Annotated in this window: 14 protein-coding genes and 1 tRNA gene; 6 read left to right on the top strand and 9 right to left on the bottom strand. The window is 33.7% G+C overall.

The window, feature by feature from the left end:
- Positions 1 to 119: 119 nt before the first annotated feature.
- Both AC2H4K_RS11370 and AC2H4K_RS11365 read left to right on the top strand, forming a co-directional pair.
- Positions 120 to 1,019, top strand: coding sequence for a hypothetical protein (locus AC2H4K_RS11370; RefSeq protein WP_281141576.1), 900 nt, complete (start codon positions 120 to 122; stop codon positions 1,017 to 1,019).
- A 2-nt stretch (positions 1,020 to 1,021) separates the two neighbouring features.
- Positions 1,022 to 1,546 carry a hypothetical protein gene (locus AC2H4K_RS11365; RefSeq protein ID WP_281141577.1) on the top strand — a complete coding sequence of 175 codons (525 nt, stop codon included), beginning with the start codon at positions 1,022 to 1,024 and terminating at the stop codon, positions 1,544 to 1,546.
- A gap of 12 nt (positions 1,547 to 1,558) precedes the next feature.
- Here the strand turns inward: AC2H4K_RS11365 and AC2H4K_RS11360 are convergent, their stop codons facing one another.
- The gene (locus tag AC2H4K_RS11360; RefSeq protein WP_281141578.1) at positions 1,559 to 5,593 is read right to left on the bottom strand and encodes an FG-GAP-like repeat-containing protein; all 4,035 of its coding nucleotides are present in this window, start codon (positions 5,591 to 5,593) and stop codon (positions 1,559 to 1,561) included.
- Between the two features lie 280 nt (positions 5,594 to 5,873).
- Between AC2H4K_RS11360 and AC2H4K_RS11355 the strand changes: the two genes are divergently transcribed.
- Both AC2H4K_RS11355 and AC2H4K_RS11350 read left to right on the top strand, forming a co-directional pair.
- Positions 5,874 to 6,776 (top strand): DnaJ C-terminal domain-containing protein, encoded by a 903-nt coding sequence (locus AC2H4K_RS11355; protein WP_281141579.1) that lies wholly within the window; start codon positions 5,874 to 5,876, stop codon positions 6,774 to 6,776.
- Positions 6,777 to 6,778: 2 nt separating this feature from the next.
- Positions 6,779 to 7,078 carry a chaperone modulator CbpM gene (locus AC2H4K_RS11350; protein WP_281141580.1) on the top strand — a complete coding sequence of 100 codons (300 nt, stop codon included), beginning with the start codon at positions 6,779 to 6,781 and terminating at the stop codon, positions 7,076 to 7,078.
- On the opposite strand, the gene AC2H4K_RS11345 is transcribed toward AC2H4K_RS11350, so the two are convergent.
- The 7 genes from AC2H4K_RS11345 to porU form a co-directional block, all read right to left on the bottom strand.
- Complete coding sequence (locus AC2H4K_RS11345; protein WP_281141581.1) at positions 7,075 to 7,758, bottom strand: SDR family NAD(P)-dependent oxidoreductase; 684 nt, start codon at positions 7,756 to 7,758, stop codon at positions 7,075 to 7,077. The two genes, AC2H4K_RS11350 and AC2H4K_RS11345, sit on opposite strands and share 4 nt — an antisense overlap.
- On the bottom strand, positions 7,751 to 8,683 hold the full coding sequence (locus tag AC2H4K_RS11340; protein ID WP_281141582.1) for a M20/M25/M40 family metallo-hydrolase: 933 nt from the start codon (positions 8,681 to 8,683) through the stop codon (positions 7,751 to 7,753). Before AC2H4K_RS11340 ends, AC2H4K_RS11345 begins: the two co-directional genes overlap by 8 nt.
- A 105-nt stretch (positions 8,684 to 8,788) precedes the next feature.
- The gene (locus tag AC2H4K_RS11335) at positions 8,789 to 10,438 is read right to left on the bottom strand and encodes a pyruvate dehydrogenase complex dihydrolipoamide acetyltransferase (protein ID WP_281141583.1); all 1,650 of its coding nucleotides are present in this window, start codon (positions 10,436 to 10,438) and stop codon (positions 8,789 to 8,791) included.
- 3 nt (positions 10,439 to 10,441) lie between these two features.
- Positions 10,442 to 11,440: a pyruvate dehydrogenase (acetyl-transferring) E1 component subunit alpha gene (gene pdhA / locus AC2H4K_RS11330; protein ID WP_281141584.1), complete on the bottom strand. Its 999-nt coding sequence runs from the start codon at positions 11,438 to 11,440 to the stop codon at positions 10,442 to 10,444.
- A 92-nt stretch (positions 11,441 to 11,532) separates the two neighbouring features.
- Positions 11,533 to 12,015 carry a cytidine deaminase gene (gene cdd, locus AC2H4K_RS11325; protein ID WP_281141585.1) on the bottom strand — a complete coding sequence of 161 codons (483 nt, stop codon included), beginning with the start codon at positions 12,013 to 12,015 and terminating at the stop codon, positions 11,533 to 11,535.
- A gap of 82 nt (positions 12,016 to 12,097) precedes the next feature.
- Positions 12,098 to 13,378 (bottom strand): type IX secretion system outer membrane channel protein PorV, encoded by a 1,281-nt coding sequence (gene porV / locus AC2H4K_RS11320; RefSeq protein ID WP_281141586.1) that lies wholly within the window; start codon positions 13,376 to 13,378, stop codon positions 12,098 to 12,100.
- Between the two features lie 63 nt (positions 13,379 to 13,441).
- Positions 13,442 to 17,305, bottom strand: coding sequence for a type IX secretion system sortase PorU (gene porU, locus AC2H4K_RS11315; RefSeq protein WP_493742409.1), 3,864 nt, complete (start codon positions 17,303 to 17,305; stop codon positions 13,442 to 13,444).
- Positions 17,306 to 17,612: 307 nt separating this feature from the next.
- On the opposite strand from porU, the gene gldJ reads away from it, so the two are divergent.
- Positions 17,613 to 19,283 carry a gliding motility lipoprotein GldJ gene (gene gldJ, locus AC2H4K_RS11310; RefSeq protein ID WP_493742408.1) on the top strand — a complete coding sequence of 557 codons (1,671 nt, stop codon included), beginning with the start codon at positions 17,613 to 17,615 and terminating at the stop codon, positions 19,281 to 19,283.
- Between the two features lie 64 nt (positions 19,284 to 19,347).
- A complete protein-coding gene (locus AC2H4K_RS11305; RefSeq protein WP_493742407.1) occupies positions 19,348 to 20,631 on the top strand; it encodes a UDP-N-acetylmuramoyl-tripeptide--D-alanyl-D-alanine ligase in 1,284 nt (427 codons plus the stop codon).
- A 43-nt stretch (positions 20,632 to 20,674) separates the two neighbouring features.
- Here the strand turns inward: AC2H4K_RS11305 and AC2H4K_RS11300 are convergent.
- A tRNA-Val gene (locus AC2H4K_RS11300) sits at positions 20,675 to 20,749 on the bottom strand.
- Between the last annotated feature and the right edge of the window lie 25 nt (positions 20,750 to 20,774).

Here is a 20,774-nt window from a genome sequence, read left to right as displayed (position 1 = left end):
AATCGTTATAAGAGCAAACCTATAATTCGTTAACACCTATCTTTTGAAAAACACTTGTATATCTTTTGTAAACAGTTTACAACCTATATACAACTGGTTTTTAACCTCTTAAATTAATTTTGAATTTAGAAGAACAACATATTTTTTCCCAGTTGAAACTGGCTATAGCTTCAAAGTTTTTGGAAAACAATAGTGCTTCTAAAATAATTGAAGACTGGAAAGGAGATGATATTGTTGCCTTTCAGGAAGATTTATTTAGTAAAGTAAAAGCAAGAGTTAGCGAAAAATGGTTTTATACTTATATAAAGAATGAAGCCAAAAAATTACCCAGAATCGACATGCTCAACCTACTTAGCAATTATGTTGGCTATCAAAACTGGAATGATTTTAAAGCACATCATAAAACCTCAACGCAAATTAAGACTCACAAAAAAGCTTTCTCAAAGTATCTGTGGATACTTTTAATAGTGCCATGTGCATTGCTTGCTTTTTCTATCATTAACACTAGCTACAATTATGAATTCTGTTTTTACGATTCAATAAAAAATGAACCTATAAAAAGCACTATTTTAAATATTAAAGTTTTAAAAAACGGACAATCTCCAATACATCAGCACACAGATTCTTTGGGTTGTTTTAATTACGAAACTGATGAAAAGGAAATAAAGTTTATTGTTGAATCACCTTATTATAAAACGGACACTATTGTAAGAAAACACAATTCTGGTAAGAACAAAATTATAAAACTAAAAACTGATGATTATGCTTTAATGCTTAATTACTATACCAACAAAAACATTAAAGAATGGAAAAAGCATAGAGAAAAACTGAATACTATTTTTAGTGATAATGCCGAAATATATCAGTTTTTTGAGAATAGTGATTTTGTAGAAATTTACTCTAAACAAGAATTTATTCAGAAATTAACAATACCAACCCGAAGCTTAAAAGGGATGAAAATTTTAGAGAAAAAGGAAATAGAAGGAAAGATTGTTAAGCTAAAATTTATAATTAATTAGATATGAATTTAAAGCTAAAACATATCACATTATTTATAGTAAGTATGCTTTTTGTTGCATGTGCCATGGAAACAAAAAAAGCAAAAAGTGAAAGCTATGATGTATTTGCAACGGAAGAAGTAGAAGCTTCAGAAGAAGTCGAGGCTTTAGAAGAATATGTTATTGATGCAGAATATGAGTTTAATAATCAGCTTATCAACCAAAAATTACAAGACTTCTACGACTTATTAGCCTTACAAAGCGAGCATCCCGAGTTTAACAATGAAGTCGCTGAACAATTAAAAAACTTCACTAACGACTCCATCAACAAATATAAAACCGATGATTTTTTCATCATAAAAAATATAAAACCTATAGGCAAGGCTGTTTTTGTTAATGATAGTACTCAAAAACTAAAGCTTTCTTATAATAAGGTATCTGACAACTCAAAAACAACAGACACCATCTATGCGATTATAACTAAAAAACAGATTAAAGTAGATGATGAAACTTTAATTTCTAATAAGATTCAATTTTCCAAAGAATAGAAAACCTCAAATCTAGTTCTTAACCACTATCATTTCTGAATAACTATTTACCCTCAAAAGATAAATTCCAGATTGAGAAGAGCTAAATTTAATTCTGGTAGTATTATTGACACTATCAAAACTGGTAGAAACATTTATTTGTCTCCCTCTTAAATCAAATACACTAATCACATCTGAGATATTAGTATTGGTTACATACACTTCCTTATCTTGAGTTGGATTAGGATAAATTTTATGATTTGAAACTTCAAAATCTTCTATACTTAACGAACCTTCAAAATAAGGCACAGCAAAATCAAACACCTCTGTTGCAACTTCATGACCAATAAATCTTCCTGGAATATCATCTGCTGGTGGATGAATTCCACCCCAAATACGGCTTAAACTCGTTTGATCTGAAGCGTCTTTATAAGTTGCCCATTGTAAAACTACATCTACGGATGGTCCTTCCTCAAAAACTAAAAATTCATTTTTTCTAGCCACAAACTCACCTAAACCTCCAGGAAAATATTCGCTTCCTGTCATCATTGTCATCAATTCTGATGCAGCTCTTGAATATGTTGAATGCCCTGAAACATAGCCTGCAAAAGGGGGTGTAACAAATGTAGGCCTTTGGTAAGGAAACCAATTTTCAGCTAAAATCCAACCTACACCAGCCATATCTGTTTCGGTATTTCCGATATAATCGTGCCCTTTCCATGTGTATAATTTTATTTTGCCTACGTGTTGGTTTGCAAACCCAGCTAAAGGATCTCCAGCTTCTACGACTTCAATATAATTTTCAATGAGTTCAATACCTCCCACATGATAATTACTCAAGGTATTATCGGTACTTTGTCCACGTAAAGCCATAGACCTAATTGCAGAAATAGGTCTAATATAATCGTACCAACCTTTTACGCTCCATGCTGAAATAGCCGAATCATGCATACCACCACCAAGGATAAAATAGGCTTTTACATCCCATTCAAGCGGGTCTAATTCATCTCCTTCACCTTGAAAACGTCTTTCAAATTGCGGATGATCATTGACATAGTTTAATATTGTAAACCAATGTCCTGGTGGAGTTTCAGAATGTGGTCCATCCGCCCAAAATTCAGCTAATACCCTTCCGTAATCACCCCTTGGCACCATATTCACTTCATACGGGTTTCCGGTTATGGGATTTACTGTATGACCATTACTCATAGCACCTCCATCAAAAAAGTTGTAAAAACTAGGAAAGTCTAAATAGGTTGTTGGAAAATTACTAATATCCACATTACCAAAAGAATTTGGTGATATATCCCACATTACTCCATCTGTAGGATCTAAATGCGATTGCCAAATAGAAACCATAGAAAACCCCCATTTATATGCATCACTAGAATCATTATTATCGATTAGACTTATCCGAGGTGGTGAAGAAGGATCATGATATACATTGTAAAAATCACCATCTCTTTCATAGGTTACTTTATCTTCATCTGTTAAAGCAAAAGGAAGGACATTTCCCCATTCAGGACTTAGAAAGCCAGGTATATTTCCATCAATAACATTCCCTGACTGATCAATAAAAACCTCAAAAGCCAAAGGCTGCCATCTATTTGGATCTGTCATAGGTGTATTATCATTTACATCTAAAGCAAGAGGAGTATTTATAGGTGCATAATAATCATTATCATAGCCAGTTGATTCTCTAGAACCATCCTGAAGTCCATAATCGATTATAGTTTGAGCTACATAGTTTCCTAAAGCTGCTGCATTGCCAGAATCGTATAATAAGGAGGTGTCATTTATATCATAACCCAATTCATCCATAAGCAAGTCGTACAAAACTTGCAATGATGCTGCTTGTGGTGCATTTTGAAAGCGATAAGACAGTAGACGATACATGGCATAACTTATTGCTTTTTCTTGTGAGGCAACTACAGATTCTGAAGGTATAAAATCGGCCAATGCGCTTGAAAAACCATGAACTGAATTCCCCATTAAATATGGACTGGCAACATCATCATAAATTGCCCAAATATCATACATTGCTACACTTGAATGAAATAAGTTTCTAGCATGGACAGTAGGTCTTGCAAAGTCACCTCTTATAGACTCTAGCAAAGCTTCATTCCATAATCTTGCCACAGAAACATTTGTCGGAAGATTATCTGCACCTAAACTTACATCAATAGAAACTGGTAAACTAGAACAAGTGTCATTAGATTCAGTAACTGAAATATGTCCCATTTCCTCTATGGCCCATTTTACTGTTATTTGTCCTGTATCTTGACCACTCATAATTTCACCTCCAGTAACTTGCCAAGATGCTGTAGATTCTGTACCTATAGCATAACTGTAAGTTTCTGTACTGAGAAAAGATGATGATACATTTCCTACTATGGTCTGAGAATCTATATAACTACATGAGCCATCATCTAATGTTGCGTCTGGATTATAATTACAAGAAATTGGATCTGTACAGCCATATATTTTTTGACTTGGAATGATATTTAAAATTTCATAACCTGAACCCTCAGTTGCTTTTATTGTGGCATTAACATCTAAATTATTAAAAGTCTCAATCAATCCTGAAGGCCATTTAATTTCTAAACTCAATATTTGTGAAGCGTTATCTAACCCAAAGTGAACTCCGTTTAAGTTTTGACTTAAAAAACCAACACCTGGATAATAGCGCTTTAAAGTACCGTTTGAAGTGGTCAAAGTGATTATAGTTCCGATAGCATCTCTATTAGAAGTAGTTCCTTCTAACTTAATTTTGAACCAATTTTTGGAAGTGACAGCATCATCAAAATTCAATAATTTGTTTTCATAAAAGAATATAGAACCGTCACTATTTGTAACTATTACATCCTTATCTCCATCGTTATCATAATCAAAATCTACAGCGGTAACACTAATTGCTGTTTCACCTAGTATAGATGTTAGTGAATTATCTTCAAAAATCTCCTGACCTTCAATAGTTAGGTTTTTATAATAATAATTTGTTTGTGAAGACGAACCGTAGAAATTACCATTCAACACTAATAAATCTTCATCTCCATCTAAATCAAAATCAGAAAAAAGCGTTCCCCAGGATGACTGCGAGTTACCTATACCCAAGTCGTTCGCAGAATCCGCAAAGGTATTGTCACCATTATTTTCTAAGAAAAAATTGTTATTCTCATCAGAGACAAAAAAGTCAAAAAAACCATCATTATTATAATCCGAAATTGAAATGCCTTTATCCTCTCCTGCGGTATCTAAACCATACAATTGTGCCTGATCAGAAAATGAAGTTCCATTGTTATTAATATATAGACTGTTTGAGTCTTGTGCATTATTAGTAACATACAAGTCGATATATCCATCTTCATTAAAATCAAAAGGTAATGCCGTATAGCTACCGTAATTAGAGGCTTGTTGAATTCCTGTAGTAACAGTAACATCGGTAAATGTATTATTACCATTATTCTTAAAAAGTCTGTTACTGCCACATCCGGCCCAATCATTTATATAAATATCCAGTAAACCATCATTATCATAATCAAACCAAGTAGCACCAGTATTTAAACAGCTGTTAACAGTATCTAGACCTGAAATTGAAGTAATATTTGCAAATGTTCCATTGCCTAAATTTCTCCACAATTGTACTTTCAGGGAATATGTGAGTAATAAATCAGGAAAACCATCATTGTTGTAATCTCCCCAAAAGGCTCCGTTTTTATGCCCATCTAAACCTAAATAAGGATTCCCTCCTTCTTCTTGGGTCAATAGATCCTGAAAACCTGCAAACTCAGTTACATCAGTAAAAGATCCATCGTTATTATTTCTAAATAATCTGCTTAATGTTTTCGGACTTCCGGTATTATCTTTTGCTTTTGCTACAACAAAAATATCTAAGTCATTATCACCATCATAATCTGCAACAGCTACACCATTGTTCTCCTCTAAAATTCCTAAACCAACAATATTTTCAACACGTTCAAAAGTCTGAGCAGAAACGTAATTATTACTTATTACATACAAAGAAAAAAGAAGCAATACATATTTAGTTTTGAGTAATTTTTCAATCATAAAAAATGCTATTTTACTTTAAATATATAAAATTCGTTTTAACGTTTTATTAACTAAAATTAAAATCAATTTATTTTCGTTTTTTTAACTTATTTAAAGTGAAATAAAAATTAAATAGCCTCTTTTATTGAAAAAAACTTAATATTAAAAAGAAAAAACAAAACTTAAAGCAAACACAAAGTTTTCATACAAATATAAAAACACACTTGAAAATAGACTAAATATTGCGTAACTTAGTAAGAGATTTCTACAGGTCTGAAAACACAGAAAATTTACTATCATGGCTTTTATTGATTATTACAAAATACTTGGTATTGATAAAAATGCATCCAAGGATGAAATTAAAAAAGCTTACAGAAAATTAGCTAGAAGATATCATCCAGATTTAAATCCGAACGACAAGGAAGCCGAATTAAAATTTAAACAAGTCAATGAGGCTAATGAGGTTCTTAGCAATGACGAGAACCGAAAAAAATATGACAAATACGGAGAGCATTGGCAACATGGTGAAGCTTATGAAGAAGCGCAAAAACAGCAACGTCAATCCCAACAACAAAGACAATATACCGATTATTCAACTTTTGAAGGCTTTGGAGATGGTGATCATTCCGACTTTTTTGAATCTATGTTTGGTGGTGGTTTTTCTGGAAGAAGCAGAGGTGGTAATGTAAAATTCAGAGGCCAAGACTTTAATGCACAATTACAACTTGACCTTAGAGATGTTTATACATCCCAAAAAAGAGTCCTTACTGTAAATGGAAAAAACATTAGATTAACCATACCAGCTGGAGTTAGTAATGGACAAATCATAAAAATAAATGGAAAAGGTGGTGAAGGCATTAATGGAGGTCCAAATGGTGACCTTTATATCGAGTTTAATATTGTAAATACGACAGATTTTAAACGTGATGGTTCTAATCTTTACAAAACTGTAAACCTTAGTCTTTATGACGCGATTTTAGGTGGTGAAGTCACTATTGACACATTTGATGGCAAAGCTAAACTCAATGTAAAACCACTAACTCAAAACGGCACAAAAGTTAAGCTCAAAGGTAAAGGCTTTCCTATATATAAAAAGGATGGAGAATTTGGAGATCTTTATATAACCTACAAAGTAGAACTTCCTAAAAAGTTAACCGAAAGAGAAAAAGAACTCTTTGAAGAATTAGCAAAATTGAAATAGTTATGAAAGATAAAAATTATATTTCACTACCAGATTTATGTGCTCATCATCAAATAGAGATGTCTTTTTTTAATGGGCTAAATGACAACGGACTTATAGAAATACTTTCTGTTGAAAAAACATATTGTATTCATCAAGATTATATTGCTGATGTTGAAAAAATGATACGCCTCCATCGTGATTTAAATCTCAACTTTGAGGGTATTGATACCGTATTCAACTTACTGAATAAAATAGATCAACTTCAGTCTGAACTCATTTCTACAAAAAATAGATTAAGACGTTATGAAGATCATTTTTAAGGTGTAGAATTAGACACCTGCAAAACCTTACCGTTATAATATTTATTTCCTGTAAGTGCAAAATCAGAAATATATTTTGCTATGTCCTTAGCTGTTGTTGGTGCTTCATATCCAGGAAATGCTTCTTCAAGCATTTCTGTTTGCACAGCTCCAAGAGCTAGAACGTTAAATTGAGGACCAGACGCTTTATACTCTTCTGCCAGTAATTCGGTAAGGGTAATTACCGCTCCTTTACTAGAACTGTATGCTGCTAAACCCGGAAATTTCATACTCCCTTGAATACCTCCCATAGAACTAATCGTTACCACATGTCCATCAGCTTTCATAAAAGGCAAAACAAGCCTAGTCATTTCTGAGACGCCAAAAACATTGGTTTTATAGACATATTCAAAATCTTCAAAAGTGGTTTCTGCAAACGGTTTGTTGAGTAAAGCGCCTGCATTGTTAATCAACACATCAACTTGCGTCCATTCTTGCTTTATGAATTCAGTTACCTTTTCATAGTCACCTTTTTCACATAAATCAAAAGCAAAAGACGAAATGTTATCAAATTGAAGGTTAGAAACTGGTTTAGCATTTCTTGATAGTGCTAAAACATTATGACCTTGATTGGCTAACAAATGTACCAATTCAAAACCTATTCCTCTACTGGTCCCTGTTACAATTATATTTTTACTCATCCTTTTCCTTTAAAACGACTTCTTTTGTTTCTGCGTTAACCATACCTTCCAAAGCTGGAATCATTTTATCCATGAAACTTTTCATATGAACATAATCCATTTTATCCGCTTCGTCATCAACATGATGGTAATAATCAAAATTCGTAAAATCAAAGGTTGAAATCGCATGAGCCGGTATGTTTAATTCTTGATAAAACGGAAAGTTATCAGATCTATAAAATAGTTTGAACTCTTTTGCTTTTGGAAAGAAACCAACAACCTCTTCACCAGCATACGCATTAAGTATCTGCGCAAAATTAGACATATCATAACCGCTCATGTAAGCCATAGACTCTCCTTTAGCTCGTGGTACACCAATCATTTCAAAATTAATCATGGTATAGGCATTTAACCCTTCATCTTTTAACCGTTTTGCCAAATGAGCAGAACCTTTAAGTCCCATTTCTTCTGCCGAATAAAGCGTGATTAAAATACTACGCTTGTTGGATTTTGACTTTGCGAAATAACGCGCAAATTCCATCGCTGCAATAGTACCCGAAGCATCATCATTTGCACCATTTGCAATACTGTCTCCTTCTACAGTTTTCCCTTTTCCTATATGGTCATAGTGACCACCAAGAATAACGTATTCGTCTTTTAATTTAGGATCATTACCCTCTATAACACCCACAATATTACACCCTGTTATCTCACCTAATTGAAAGGAATCTCTATAAGTTTCAAAATAAGGCTTAATATTATTGCTCTTGAAGTAATCTTCAATATATACAGCGGCTTTTTCTATGCCTTCACTTCCTGTAGCACGTCCTTGTAGCTCATCAGAGGCTAAATATTCCATACTTTTTTTTATGGAAGCTTCAGTGATTTTATTAGAAGAGCACGAATAGCATAGTACTATAACAACAATGAATAAAAATTTTTTCATATGACTTTGGTTAAAGTTTAAATATAAAAAATCCTGATTTGTAAATTATCAAATCAGGATTAGTTTATGATTATTGAAATCTATTTTGATTAGCAACAATATGCATTAAGCAAGCATTGTTACAGGATTCTCAATATAGCTTTTCAATGTTTGTAAAAATTGAGCACCTACAGCACCATCTACTGTTCTGTGGTCACAAGCTAACGTTAGCATCATTGTGTTACCAACAACTATCTGACCATCTTTAACCACAGGCTTTTGAACTATTGCACCAACAGATAAAATAGCTGAGTTAGGTTGGTTAATGATTGAAGTAAAACTTTCAATACCAAACATTCCAAGGTTAGACACTGTAAATGTACTACCTGTCATTTCATCTGGCTTAATCTTTTTGTTTCTTGCTTTACCAGCTAAATCACGTACTGCACCACCTATTTGAGTTAAGCTTAATGCATTGGTATGTTTTATTACAGGTACAACTAAACCTTCATCTACAGCCACTGCTACACCAACATGGATGTGTTTGTGATACTTAGTTACATCGTCTGCCCAAGTTGTATTAACTTGAGGATGCTTAACCAATGCCATAGCACAGGCCTTCACCACCATATCGTTGAAAGATACTTTTGTATCTGGTAATTCATTTATAGTCTTACGAGAAGCCATAGCGTTATCCATATCTACTTCAATGTTTAAGTAGAAATGAGGTGCACTAAACTTAGAGTTACCAAGAGATTTAGCAATAGCTTTTCTCATCGAGGAATTTTTAACCTCTTCTGTACTTTCTTCCCCTGCAATAGCAAAGTTAGTAACAGTTGCAGCAGCAGCAGACGTCTCAGCTTTTGGACTCGATTTATAATTCTCTATATCTCTTTTTACTATACGTCCATTTTCACCTGAACCGTTAACATCAGAAAGTTTAATACCTTTTTCCTCTGCCATTTTTTTAGCTAAAGGAGATACAAATATTCTTCCAGAATCTGAACTTGAAGATTTTACTTCCTCTTTCTTTTCTTCTGTCTTTTTAGTTTCTGCCTTAGGTGTTTCTTTTTTAGACTCAGATTTTGTTTCTTTCTTTTCTTCTTTTTTAGCCGTTGAACCACCTCCTGCAGTGAAATTCTTAGCCACACCAGAAACATCCGTTCCTTCAGGACCAATAATAGCTAGTAAAGCATCAACTTTTGCTGACTGACCTTCTTCTAAACCAATATGCAATAACGTTCCGGATTGAAAAGACTCAAACTCCATAGTAGCTTTATCAGTTTCAATCTCAGCAAGAATATCACCTTCTTCTACCTCATCACCAACTTTCTTTAACCAAGTTGCAACGGTTCCTTCTTCCATGGTGTCACTTAGGCGTGGCATAGTCACAACAGTTACACCATCAGGCAATTCTTCTGAGCTACTCTCTGTAGAATCATCTTCAGTTATTTCTTCTTCTTTATCTTCAGCCTTTTCTTCTGACTTAGTTTCTTCTTTTGAAGAACCTCCACCTAACAAGCCTGAAATATCTTCACCTTCATCACCAATAATAGCTAAAAGCTCGTCTACTTTAGTAGTTTCTCCTTCCTGAACACCAATATGTAATAATGTTCCTTCATGGAAAGACTCAAACTCCATTGTTGCTTTATCAGTTTCAATTTCTGCTAAAATATCACCTTCTTCTACTTTGTCGCCAACCTTCTTTAACCAAGTTGCAACAGTACCTTCCTCCATGGTGTCACTCAAACGAGGCATATTTATTACTTCTGCCATAGCTTATAATTTGTGTTGTATAAATGGGTAATCTTCTTGCTCATAAACTGAATCGTACATCACATTCTTTTCTGGGAATGGTGATTCTTCAGCAAATTTCTCACATTCAGAAACCAATTTTTTAACGCGTTTGTCTATATCTTTTATCTCTGCTTCTGTAGCATATTTTTTATCAAGAATAATATCTTTCACCTGAGTTATAGGATCTATCTTCTTGTATTCTTCAACCTCATCCTTTGTTCTGTAGTGCTGTGCATCAGACATTGAATGCCCTCTATATCGGTAAGTTTTAACCTCTAAGAATGTCGGACCACCACCTGTTCTTGCACGTTGAATAGCTTCATCAAAAGCTTCTGCTACTTTAATAGGGTTCATCCCATCTACAGGACCTGAAGGCATCTCGTAACCTAAACCTAATTTCCAGATGTCTGTATGATTTGCTGTACGCTCTACCGAAGTACCCATAGCATAACCATTGTTTTCACAAACGAATACTACAGGTAAGTTCCATAACATAGCTAAGTTAAAAGATTCGTGAAGCGAACCTTGTCTTGCTGCACCATCACCAAAACAACAAATTGTTACGGCATCACTTCCGTGATATTTATCTCCAAATGCAATACCTGCACCTAAAGGAATCTGACCACCAACGATACCATGACCTCCATAAAAACGGTGTTCTTTAGAGAAAATGTGCATAGAACCACCAAGACCTTGAGAAGTACCTGTTGCTTTTCCATACAATTCTGCCATAACTCGCTTTGGATCTACACCCATTCCGATTGGCTGAACGTGATTACGGTACGCTGTAATCATCTTATCTTTTGAAAGGTCCATAGCATGCAATGCTCCTGCTAATACAGCCTCTTGACCGTTGTATAGGTGAAGGAATCCTCTAACCTTTTGTTGAATATAAACTGCGGCAAGTTTGTCTTCAAACTTACGCCAGAATAACATATCCTCGTACCACTTAAGGTATACCTCTTTTGTTATTTTTTGCATTTTTTGATGAGTTCTTTAAAAATCGAATAACAAAAATAACATATTAGACAGTAACGAAAAAACTGTATATCGTAAAATTTGTTACGAAATCGTTATAGGAAACTTCTATCGAACCCTAAAGGCAATAAATTGGCAAGTGAGTTAGATTTTACAACCTTTCCTTTGACTCCCATGAAGAAGATTTCAATCGGTTGTTTTTGTTTTATTTCGTACTCAGAAATACTTTGTCTGCAAGCACCACATGGAGGGATTGGAGAATCAGTTATTTGATTTTGGGACGATGCCGTAATTGCCATTTTTATTATTTTGGAATTGGGATACTTTGCACCTGCATAATAAACCGCTGTACGCTCTGCACAAAGTCCGGATGGATAAGAAGCGTTTTCTTGATTACTCCCTATTACCACTTCACCATTATCTAACAATAAAGCTGCACCAACATTAAATTTTGAATAAGGCGCATAAGCATTTTCCCTTGCTTTTACAGCAGCTTTCATTAGACTTTGTACATCTTCAGTAAGCTCACTACAATCATCATAAACCTGTAATTGCGTAGAAATGTTGATTTCCTTCATATTTCAGTATCGCTTTTAGACAAAAAAACTATTGCTTTATTACAAAACAATAGTCTTTTATATCTTAATTTATAATTGCTTTCTAATATTCGTCATACTCACCATCTCCAAAATTAAAAGTCAATGAAAACCTCAGCGTATTCTCTAGAGGACTCTGTACTTTTGATGCAGAAAACAGGTATGATAAATCTACATTTATAGTAGTGTACTTAAAACCTGCTCCTAAAGCAAAAAACTTTCTAGCACCTTTATCTTCAGCTTCATTAAAATAGCCTAATCTAAAAGCAAAACTTTCTTGATATGTATATTCTGCACCTAATGCGTAAGTAAACTCTTTTAATTCTTCACTAAAACCTCCTGGTGCATCTCCAAAAGATTGAAAAACCCCATTAAGAAAACTCACATTATTATCCTGACCTTCAACTATTACGTTATTTTCAGAAGCTGCTAATTGTTCATCTGTCTGAAAATCGCCATCGTCTTCATCAAAAACTCCATCTTCATTAACATCTGTAAAAACTATTCTTTCTCCTAAAATTGGTGGAGTTGGGACTAAAAGCTTAGTTACTTCGGCAGTAACTCCTAATTTATTATATTCATCAAATATAAAATCAAACCCTGCTCCTAATCTCAAATTAGTTGGTTGAAAATTTTCAGCTCCACCATCATCATACTTAAACTTTGGGCCTAAGTTTTGTATAGCAAACCCTAATCTCCATCTACCATTAAAATCATTATAAGCTTCCTCTTCACTTTGATAGTACCCAGCTATATCCGCACCAAAAGAACTTGCAGGTTGCGCATTTGAATTAGGCAATTGACCAATTCTAAGATTAGATCTCATATATCTAACACCTACTGCCATAGCAAATTGATCCGCTAACCTTAAGGTATAAGCGACATCAAATGTAAATTCGTTAGGTTTTACAGGTGTATATACTATTTCCTCTCCTGGACCAGGGTTGGTTTGATCTGTTAAGTCTATTTGTCCTAAACTGAAATATTTAAAACTTGCTGAAACAGCACTATATTCGTTTAGCCTATTAAAATATGTTGCATAACTAATTGAAATATCGTTAACCAATTTACTTAAATAAGGGGTGTAACTTAAACTCACCCCTGATTTAGCCTCGGAAAAAGCATATTTTGCTGGATTATATTGTTGCGAATATCCGTCAACCGAAGTAGCTACACCCATATCACCCATTGAAGCTGATCTTGCATCTGGTGCAATAAGCATAAATGGTACACCAGTAGTGATTACTCTAGTATCATCTGAGTTAGGAATTATCTGAACTGTATTCTGAGCGTAGATTAAATTTAATGCTAAAAAAGCGATTATGGGTAGTCCGTATTTTTTCATTTTATTTTTTGATTTTTAGCACTAAAAAAGTAGCACTAAATCGTTAGCAAATATAAATCTTTATTATAGTATTACAAGTTTTTGGATTTTTTCAACTTGTTTATTTAAACGGTTAGATTTCACTTTTAGTTTATAAACATAAACACCTTTTCCAATTTTATCACCAAAATCATCCCTTCCATCCCAAACAATATTTCTAGAAAGCGAGGAAGAACCACCATTACAACACTCTTCAGAACCTGTTTGCCCATTTAACGTTCTAACTAACTTTCCTGATACAGTAAAAATTTGAACTGATACATCTAATGGATCAGGGCTGTTATGGTTGAACCAAAACTCAGTATAGTTTACGAATGGATTAGGGTAGTTTAAAACATTTGTTATCACCAATTCTTCATCTTTATCATAAACCGTAAATTGGATTTCTGCAGTAGATGAATTATTGTATACATCCCAAGCCTTCAAAGTTAAGGTGTGTAATCCTGGCTCTAAATCTCTGAAAGGATAGTTAACCGTACCATTTGTATAATCATCGATATTGGCTTGATAGTAATTATTTAGAACAATAGGGTTAGTTTCATCTCCATCTATTATAGCTGTAATATCATGCCCAATACCACTGGCTGTATTGATTCCGTTATCATCTTGTAGCTTTACCAATAAGCTTGGAGATTCATTTGTAATACCACCTGACACAAAATTTTCGTCATTCATATATAGATTGATCAAAGGCCCAATATTATCTTCAGGTGCATTTTCATTAATACCACCTATTTGAATATCAAAATTTGCCCCTGTTTGATCTACCAGAGGACTTGTAGTTTGCGCATAAAAACTGACTTTTCCGTTTCCAACAGGAATACCAATGTCTCTCGGCACTATAAAATCAAAATCAAATTGACCATTTATAATTGTAGCTTGGCCTTTAAAAATGATTTCGCCTAAAGTTTCAAAATCCATTAAAATCAATCCATTATTATCTGTTACTCCATCATTACCTAAGGTTTGACGCTCTATTTCTTTGTCAAACACTGTAGCTGTTAGCGTACCATTATAATTAGATAGTAAATTTCCATTAACATCGGTTACCTCTCCTGACAGTTTAGTGTAACTAAGTGCCTTTAAGATATCTGTTGCCTGACTAATATCAACATCGTTAACTTTAGTTAACCTAACATTTGGTTGTGGCACTGCCAGTTTCATTGCTGGATCTCCAATGAAAAACACTAAACGTTTTTGAGTATTTCCTGCTATGCTGTTGCTGGCTTTTGTTAATCGTAAAGCTTCTGCTATAGAAGTATATTCATTAGAGTCAAAAGCAAAAAGATAATCATCTAACACTTCATTAAAAGAAACCCCAACATTAACAAAGATTTGTCTTGTAGTTGTTATTAAGCTTATAGCACCACCGTTTGTATTCCAAAAAGTAAATTCACCAGCAGTATCTCTACCAGGATCATCAAATTTTGTATACTCACAAGTTACCGTAACGAATAAGTTGTATTTACAAATATTGTTGACTTCTTGTGCATCAAACTTATCAAAAATACGTTCTTTGGCTAATCCGTCCTCTCCACCATGTCCAAAATAATTAACCATTAACGCACCTACTTCTATAGCGTCTTTAATAGCTTCATTAACCTTTGGGTATCTATCACCAGCTAAAGATGATTCTTGCTGAAAAGCATCCGTATGAATTCTTACAACATTAAAAAAAGGTCTTTCCTCTTCTATATTAGTCGCTATTTCTTCTGTTGTTTCTTGCAATACACGTTCCCAAGCTTCGTCTATATCATCGGAAATCATTACTATATTATTCCTCCAACTACCATAAGATTGCTCCTTATAATAAGCATCTATTTTATCTACCATTTCCGTTGCTCGTTGAATGTCTTCTGCTAAAATTCTTCCAACAGCAACATCCATCCTATCTGCAGTTGTCATAGCTCCTTCATTATCGTCTAACATGGCATAAAAGTCATCAGAGACAAAGGAATTGGTCAAACTAAAACTGGGTAAGGAATACCATGATGGAACTAAATTAGTGTTGTTTCTAATTCTATCTTTATAATCGTAAGAGCCTTCACCAAATAGACAAACATATTTTAGTCGTTCACTAGGATTACTTGCATTGTCATACACATATTTAATGAAGTTTCTAAGAGCTGCGATATCTTGACTTCCGGTACTAAACTCGTTGTAAACCGTTTGTAAATCCACAACCTTTACATTTAAGTTGTATTGGTTTCTATTGATTTGGGCTAACCTCTCTGCTTGTGACAATAATTGATTTGGTGCAAGTATTATATAGTCTATATCCTCAAACTGACCTTGATTATCATTAAATATCGTTCCTTTTAAATTTTGATTTGCTACTGAAGAGCGAGCATCTCTTTGAGGTTCAAAAGTATTTGAATTTGAAAATGCTATATAAGTACGTTCTTCACCAGATTGCGCTTTGAAAACTATAGTACTTTCGTTATTAGAATTAGATAAACCTGTGACATTAAAACGATCTGTTATATCCCAAATTTCTCTCACATTTGAAGTATTAGACAAAGTATACTCTGCGATTCCGGGTGTTGTAACCACTTCATCATTCTTAAATACAAGCTGGCTTCCTTCATATATAAGATTTCTTATAGCTTCAATATTTATGTAATCCAAATAACCATCCGCAGAGGGGTTACCATTATTATTATAATTAAGGACTACCGAAATATCATCTGATGTTATATTTATGTCACCTGAGTAAGTAGAACCAGATGCCATAACTGATCCATCCACTATAGGGTTTAAACCTTGAGTTGAAACCGCACTACCATTAACGGTAATACTAAAACTTGAAGCTTGCTCTGAAACAGCACCAAGACCAACTGAAAGATGAACTGGCTCTGTGGATACTAAATTAGGGAATTGAAAATTGTATTCTCTCTCATTTTCTATACTAAAATTATCACCATACCACCTACGTCCAAGTTTTGCTAGGTTATATTCATCTACTTCATAAAACTGATAATCTTGAAATGTATTTATTTGAATATCGGCTTCTGCTGTAATTGTTGGCATAGCTTCAATTCTTTTTCCATAACCTGAACCCACATTAACATAATAATAGGTGCGGTCTGTATACAAATTTAAATTTGTGTCACTTTCTTGGCTGTAGGTCGTTGGCCCTTCACCATAAAACAAGATATAATCTCCATTATCAAAACTTCCATCTTCTTCACCTACAAATCTTACGGCATTTTCAACAACATCAAACGGGTAATTTTCAGCATTAGATAAAGGTAACATTCTACCTCCATTTCCGTAAATCTTAATGGTTCTTGGATCTACTGCATTTGTATTTATGCCTAGGCTATTTAAAAAACTTTTTGATAGTCTAAACACTCCTGATCTTTCTATATAAAAACGATACCACTGACCAGAACTAAGTACAGAATTAGTAATTGCATTTACACTATTTGAAGTAACAGCGTTTCTACTTGCCCTTGTATTATATTGTATAGAAAATGACGTTATTTTCTTATAAACACCATTCTCTTTTATAATAGGGCTTATTTGAAAGTAATAAGATCGATTACCACGAGCGTTTACATTATATATATTATAGGTAATTGAACTAGGAATAAGTTTTGGATCTAAATCTTTTAATTCGCTTTGGGCCATAGTTTGAAACGCTACATTAGATACTGTTACTGAGTTCTCATCTATAAAACCTCCATTATTTTCCCATTGCGCATAATAAGTTAATCCTCTTTCGTCATTGTAATTAAAATGTTCGGTATCAAAAGCAGGAACTATAAGTTTACCAAAATCTGTTTGTAACACTTTATCGTTTGTCCAATTAATACTAAACTGTTTTTGCTGTGCAAAGCAATTTAGAGTGAACAATAAAATAAATACAAGAAAATTTTTCTTCATTCAATTTAGATTAGTGAGCATAGAAATTAGCACATTTTGAGACATTTAATATGCTCTGTAAAATAACGTCTATACAAACACCTTATTATAAGATTGCAATTTTAATTTCAAAAGTACAACAATAATTTATTTAGACAGTCGTTCTTAAAGAGCAAAAAACAACGATAAATCGACCAAAAATCCGTTATCGTGTTCAAAAAAAAGGATGAAATGCACATTTTTTTGAATTTTGACCCAAAAAAAAGTTGTTAGTTTACCTTTAATTGTTATATTGCGCATCTAAAATTTAACGAGCTTACTTAAACGTATGGATATGAAAAATGTCTCAAACCTAAAATTTTTACTAGCAATAACGCTTTGCGCCTCGATTGTGAGTTGTAAGCGTTCTTCTAATTCTGGCAATGTAGATAGTGCTACTGGCTGGAAAATTAACGACAAAAAAGGTGGTTTTCAGTACAACACCCAGTTTAAAGAACAAGAAACTCCTCCAGGAACAGCGTTCATTGAAGGTGGAACTTTTACAATGGGTAAAGTACAAGATGATCCAATGCACGATTGGAATAACACACCTAACCAACAACATGTACAGTCTTTTTACATGGATGAGAATGAGGTAACGAATTTAAACTATACTCTTTATTTATATTATTTAAAGAATGTATATCCACCAGACGACCCAAACTACTCTTTAATTTATCAAGGTGCCCTGCCTGATACTCTAGTTTGGAGAAATCGTTTAGGTTATAATGAAATGATGACAGAAAACTACCTTCGTCATCCTGGTTATGCTAATTACCCTGTAGTTGGTGTAAGCTGGATACAAGCTGTAGAATATGCGAACTGGAGAACAGACCGTGTAGCTGAATTATCATTACAAGAAGCTGGGTACATCAAAAGAGATGCTCACCTTACTGATGTAAGTGCAGAAAGTACTTTTAGCACTGACACCTACATCAATGCACCATCTGAAACTTACGGTGGAAACACTGAAGTATTAGAAGGTGGTAAACGTAGACAACAAACTGATGCAGAAGGTAACCCAATTAACGTCTACGCAAGTAGAGAAACAGGCTTAATTCCTGTAAAATATAGACTTCCTACTGAAGCTGAATGGGAATATGCTGCACTTGGTCTTAGTGAACTTAGAGAATACAACGTTTACAGAGGTCGTAAGAAATATCCTTGGGATGGTCAATACACAAGATCTGGAAAACGTGTTAACCGTGGAGATCAGTTAGCAAATTTCAAGCAAGGTAAAGGTGATTACGGTGGAATCGCAGGATGGTCTGACGATGGTGCTGATATTACAGCTGAAGTTAAATCTTATGAGCCAAATGATTTTGGTTTATATGATATGGCTGGTAACGTTGCAGAATGGGTAGCTGATGTTTACAGACCTATTGTAGATGATGAGTTTAATGACTTTAACTACTATAGAGGTAACGTTTATACTAAAAATGCTATCAACGAAGATGGTTCTGTAAAGATTGTAACTGTTGATGAAATCGTATACGATACATTAAGTAATGGTAAAATCATCGCTAGAGATTTACCAGGTGAAATCGCAAAAGTTCCAATTGATGAAGAAGAAACTTACTTAAGAGATAACTTTAGCACAAGTGACAACAGAAACTTTAGAGATGGTGACAAGCGTTCTTCTCGTTACTATAGATCAAACTTTGATGATGAATCAAATAATACAGGAAAAATGTATAACTCACCTAAACATAGTGTTGAGGTAGATTCTACAGAAGGTAAACTTGTAAGAGAGTACGATAAATCTAACAATAGAACTTCTTTAATTAATGATGATGTAAGAGTTTATAAAGGAGGTTCTTGGAGAGATAGAGCTTACTGGATGGATCCAGCGCAACGTCGTTACTTCCCACAAGATATGGCTACAGATTATATTGGCTTTAGATGTGCAGTATCTAGAGTTGGTTCTAAATCTCAAGCTGGCGGAAAGAAGCGTAACTAATATTCGTTAAATAAATTTTAAGAAAGTCCTGATAAAATTATCAGGACTTTTTTATTTTAGATATATGAAAATAGAAGAACTATATAAACAATTCAAAGCCTGTTCCTCAGTATCTACAGATACGAGAAAGCTTCATAAAGACTGTATGTATTTTGCTCTCAAAGGCGATAATTTTGATGGTAATAAATTTGTAGATAAAGCTTTTGAAGGCGGTGCAAAATATTGTGTTGTTGACAACGAAAATGCTGTGATAAATGAAAATTGCATTCTAGTTAACGATTCATTAATCGCGTTACAAGAATTGGCAAAATTCCACAGAAATGAAATTGGTATAAAGATCATTTCATTAACAGGTAGTAATGGCAAAACCACTACAAAAGAACTGATAAATGCTGTACTAGCTTCTAAATTCAATGTCAAAGCTACCGTTGGGAATTTAAACAATCACATTGGAGTTCCTTTAACTTTACTAAGCTTCAATGAAAATTTAGATTTTGGTATTGTAGAAATGGGTGCTAATCACAAAAAAGAAATTGAATCTCTTTGTAACATAGCACAACCAGACTATGGATTAATTACAAACTTCGGCAAAGCTCATTTAGAAGGTTTTGGGAGTGAAGAAGGTATTATAGAAGGTAAATCTGAACTTTACAAATATTTGAAGGTTAACAACAAAACAGCTTTTATCAATACTGATGACAACAAACAAATACAACAAATAAACGATTATCCAAAGATTATAACCTTTGGTACTACATCTACTAACAATCATACCATTAAGTTTAAGGAAGCTAATCCTTATGTTGTATTAAGCTTTAATGACACACAAATTAATAGTCAACTCATAGGCGATTACAATTACGGTAATATTGCAGTAGCTGTAGCCATAGGACAACATTTTAAGGTCAGTTCCCAAAATATAAAACAGGCTATTGAAAGCTATAGACCTAACAATAACCGCTCAGAAATTATCGAAAAGGGTAATAACACTAAAATAATATTAGATGCTTATAATGCCAACCCAACAAGTATGCTTGCTGCATTAAAAAACTTTAAACAACTGCCTAGTGGCAATAAATACTTATTTCTAGGAGACATGTTTGAACTTGGCGATTCGGCAAAGAAAGAACATCAAGCTATTGTAAACTTTATTGAAGAAAATTTTTCAAACAATGTGCATTTGGTTGGTAAAAACTTCTTTGAAACCAACACCAAAGATTCCATAAATAAGTTCTCAACTTTTGAAGAACTAAAACCCTTATTACCTGCTCTAGATTTATCAAACTCCTATCTGCTGATTAAAGGCTCCAGAGGTATGGCTTTAGAACGTATTTTAGAGTATATCTAGAAATAAAAAATCCAAACAAAATGTTTGGATTTCCTTTTTTAAGTGGGTCATACTGGATTCGAACCAGTGACTTCTACCCTGTCAAGGTAACACTCTAAACCAACTGAGTTAATGACCCTTTATAAACAAAAAAAGTTCACATT

Source organism: Winogradskyella sp. 266wxhm (assembly GCF_058964685.1).
The sequence above is the reverse complement of the archived record's forward strand: the minus strand, read 5'-3'. Positions and strand labels throughout refer to the sequence as shown.

Bases quoted from the DNA above. Each gene is read 5' to 3' on its own strand.
- porU (WP_493742409.1), bottom strand. From the start codon at position 17,305: ATGAAGAAAAATTTTCTTGTATTTATTTTATTGTTCACTCTAAATTGC.
- AC2H4K_RS11335 (WP_281141583.1), bottom strand. From the start codon at position 10,438: ATGGCAGAAGTAATAAATATGCCTCGTTTGAGTGACACCATGGAGGAA.
- AC2H4K_RS11345 (WP_281141581.1), bottom strand. From the start codon at position 7,758: ATGAGTAAAAATATAATTGTAACAGGGACCAGTAGAGGAATAGGTTTT.
- gldJ (WP_493742408.1), top strand. From the start codon at position 17,613: ATGGATATGAAAAATGTCTCAAACCTAAAATTTTTACTAGCAATAACG.
- AC2H4K_RS11350 (WP_281141580.1), top strand. From the start codon at position 6,779: ATGAAAGATAAAAATTATATTTCACTACCAGATTTATGTGCTCATCAT.
- porV (WP_281141586.1), bottom strand. From the start codon at position 13,378: ATGAAAAAATACGGACTACCCATAATCGCTTTTTTAGCATTAAATTTA.
- AC2H4K_RS11365 (WP_281141577.1), top strand. From the start codon at position 1,022: ATGAATTTAAAGCTAAAACATATCACATTATTTATAGTAAGTATGCTT.
- AC2H4K_RS11360 (WP_281141578.1), bottom strand. From the start codon at position 5,593: ATGATTGAAAAATTACTCAAAACTAAATATGTATTGCTTCTTTTTTCT.
- pdhA (WP_281141584.1), bottom strand. From the start codon at position 11,440: ATGCAAAAAATAACAAAAGAGGTATACCTTAAGTGGTACGAGGATATG.
- AC2H4K_RS11340 (WP_281141582.1), bottom strand. From the start codon at position 8,683: ATGAAAAAATTTTTATTCATTGTTGTTATAGTACTATGCTATTCGTGC.
- cdd (WP_281141585.1), bottom strand. From the start codon at position 12,015: ATGAAGGAAATCAACATTTCTACGCAATTACAGGTTTATGATGATTGT.
- AC2H4K_RS11355 (WP_281141579.1), top strand. From the start codon at position 5,874: ATGGCTTTTATTGATTATTACAAAATACTTGGTATTGATAAAAATGCA.
- AC2H4K_RS11305 (WP_493742407.1), top strand. From the start codon at position 19,348: ATGAAAATAGAAGAACTATATAAACAATTCAAAGCCTGTTCCTCAGTA.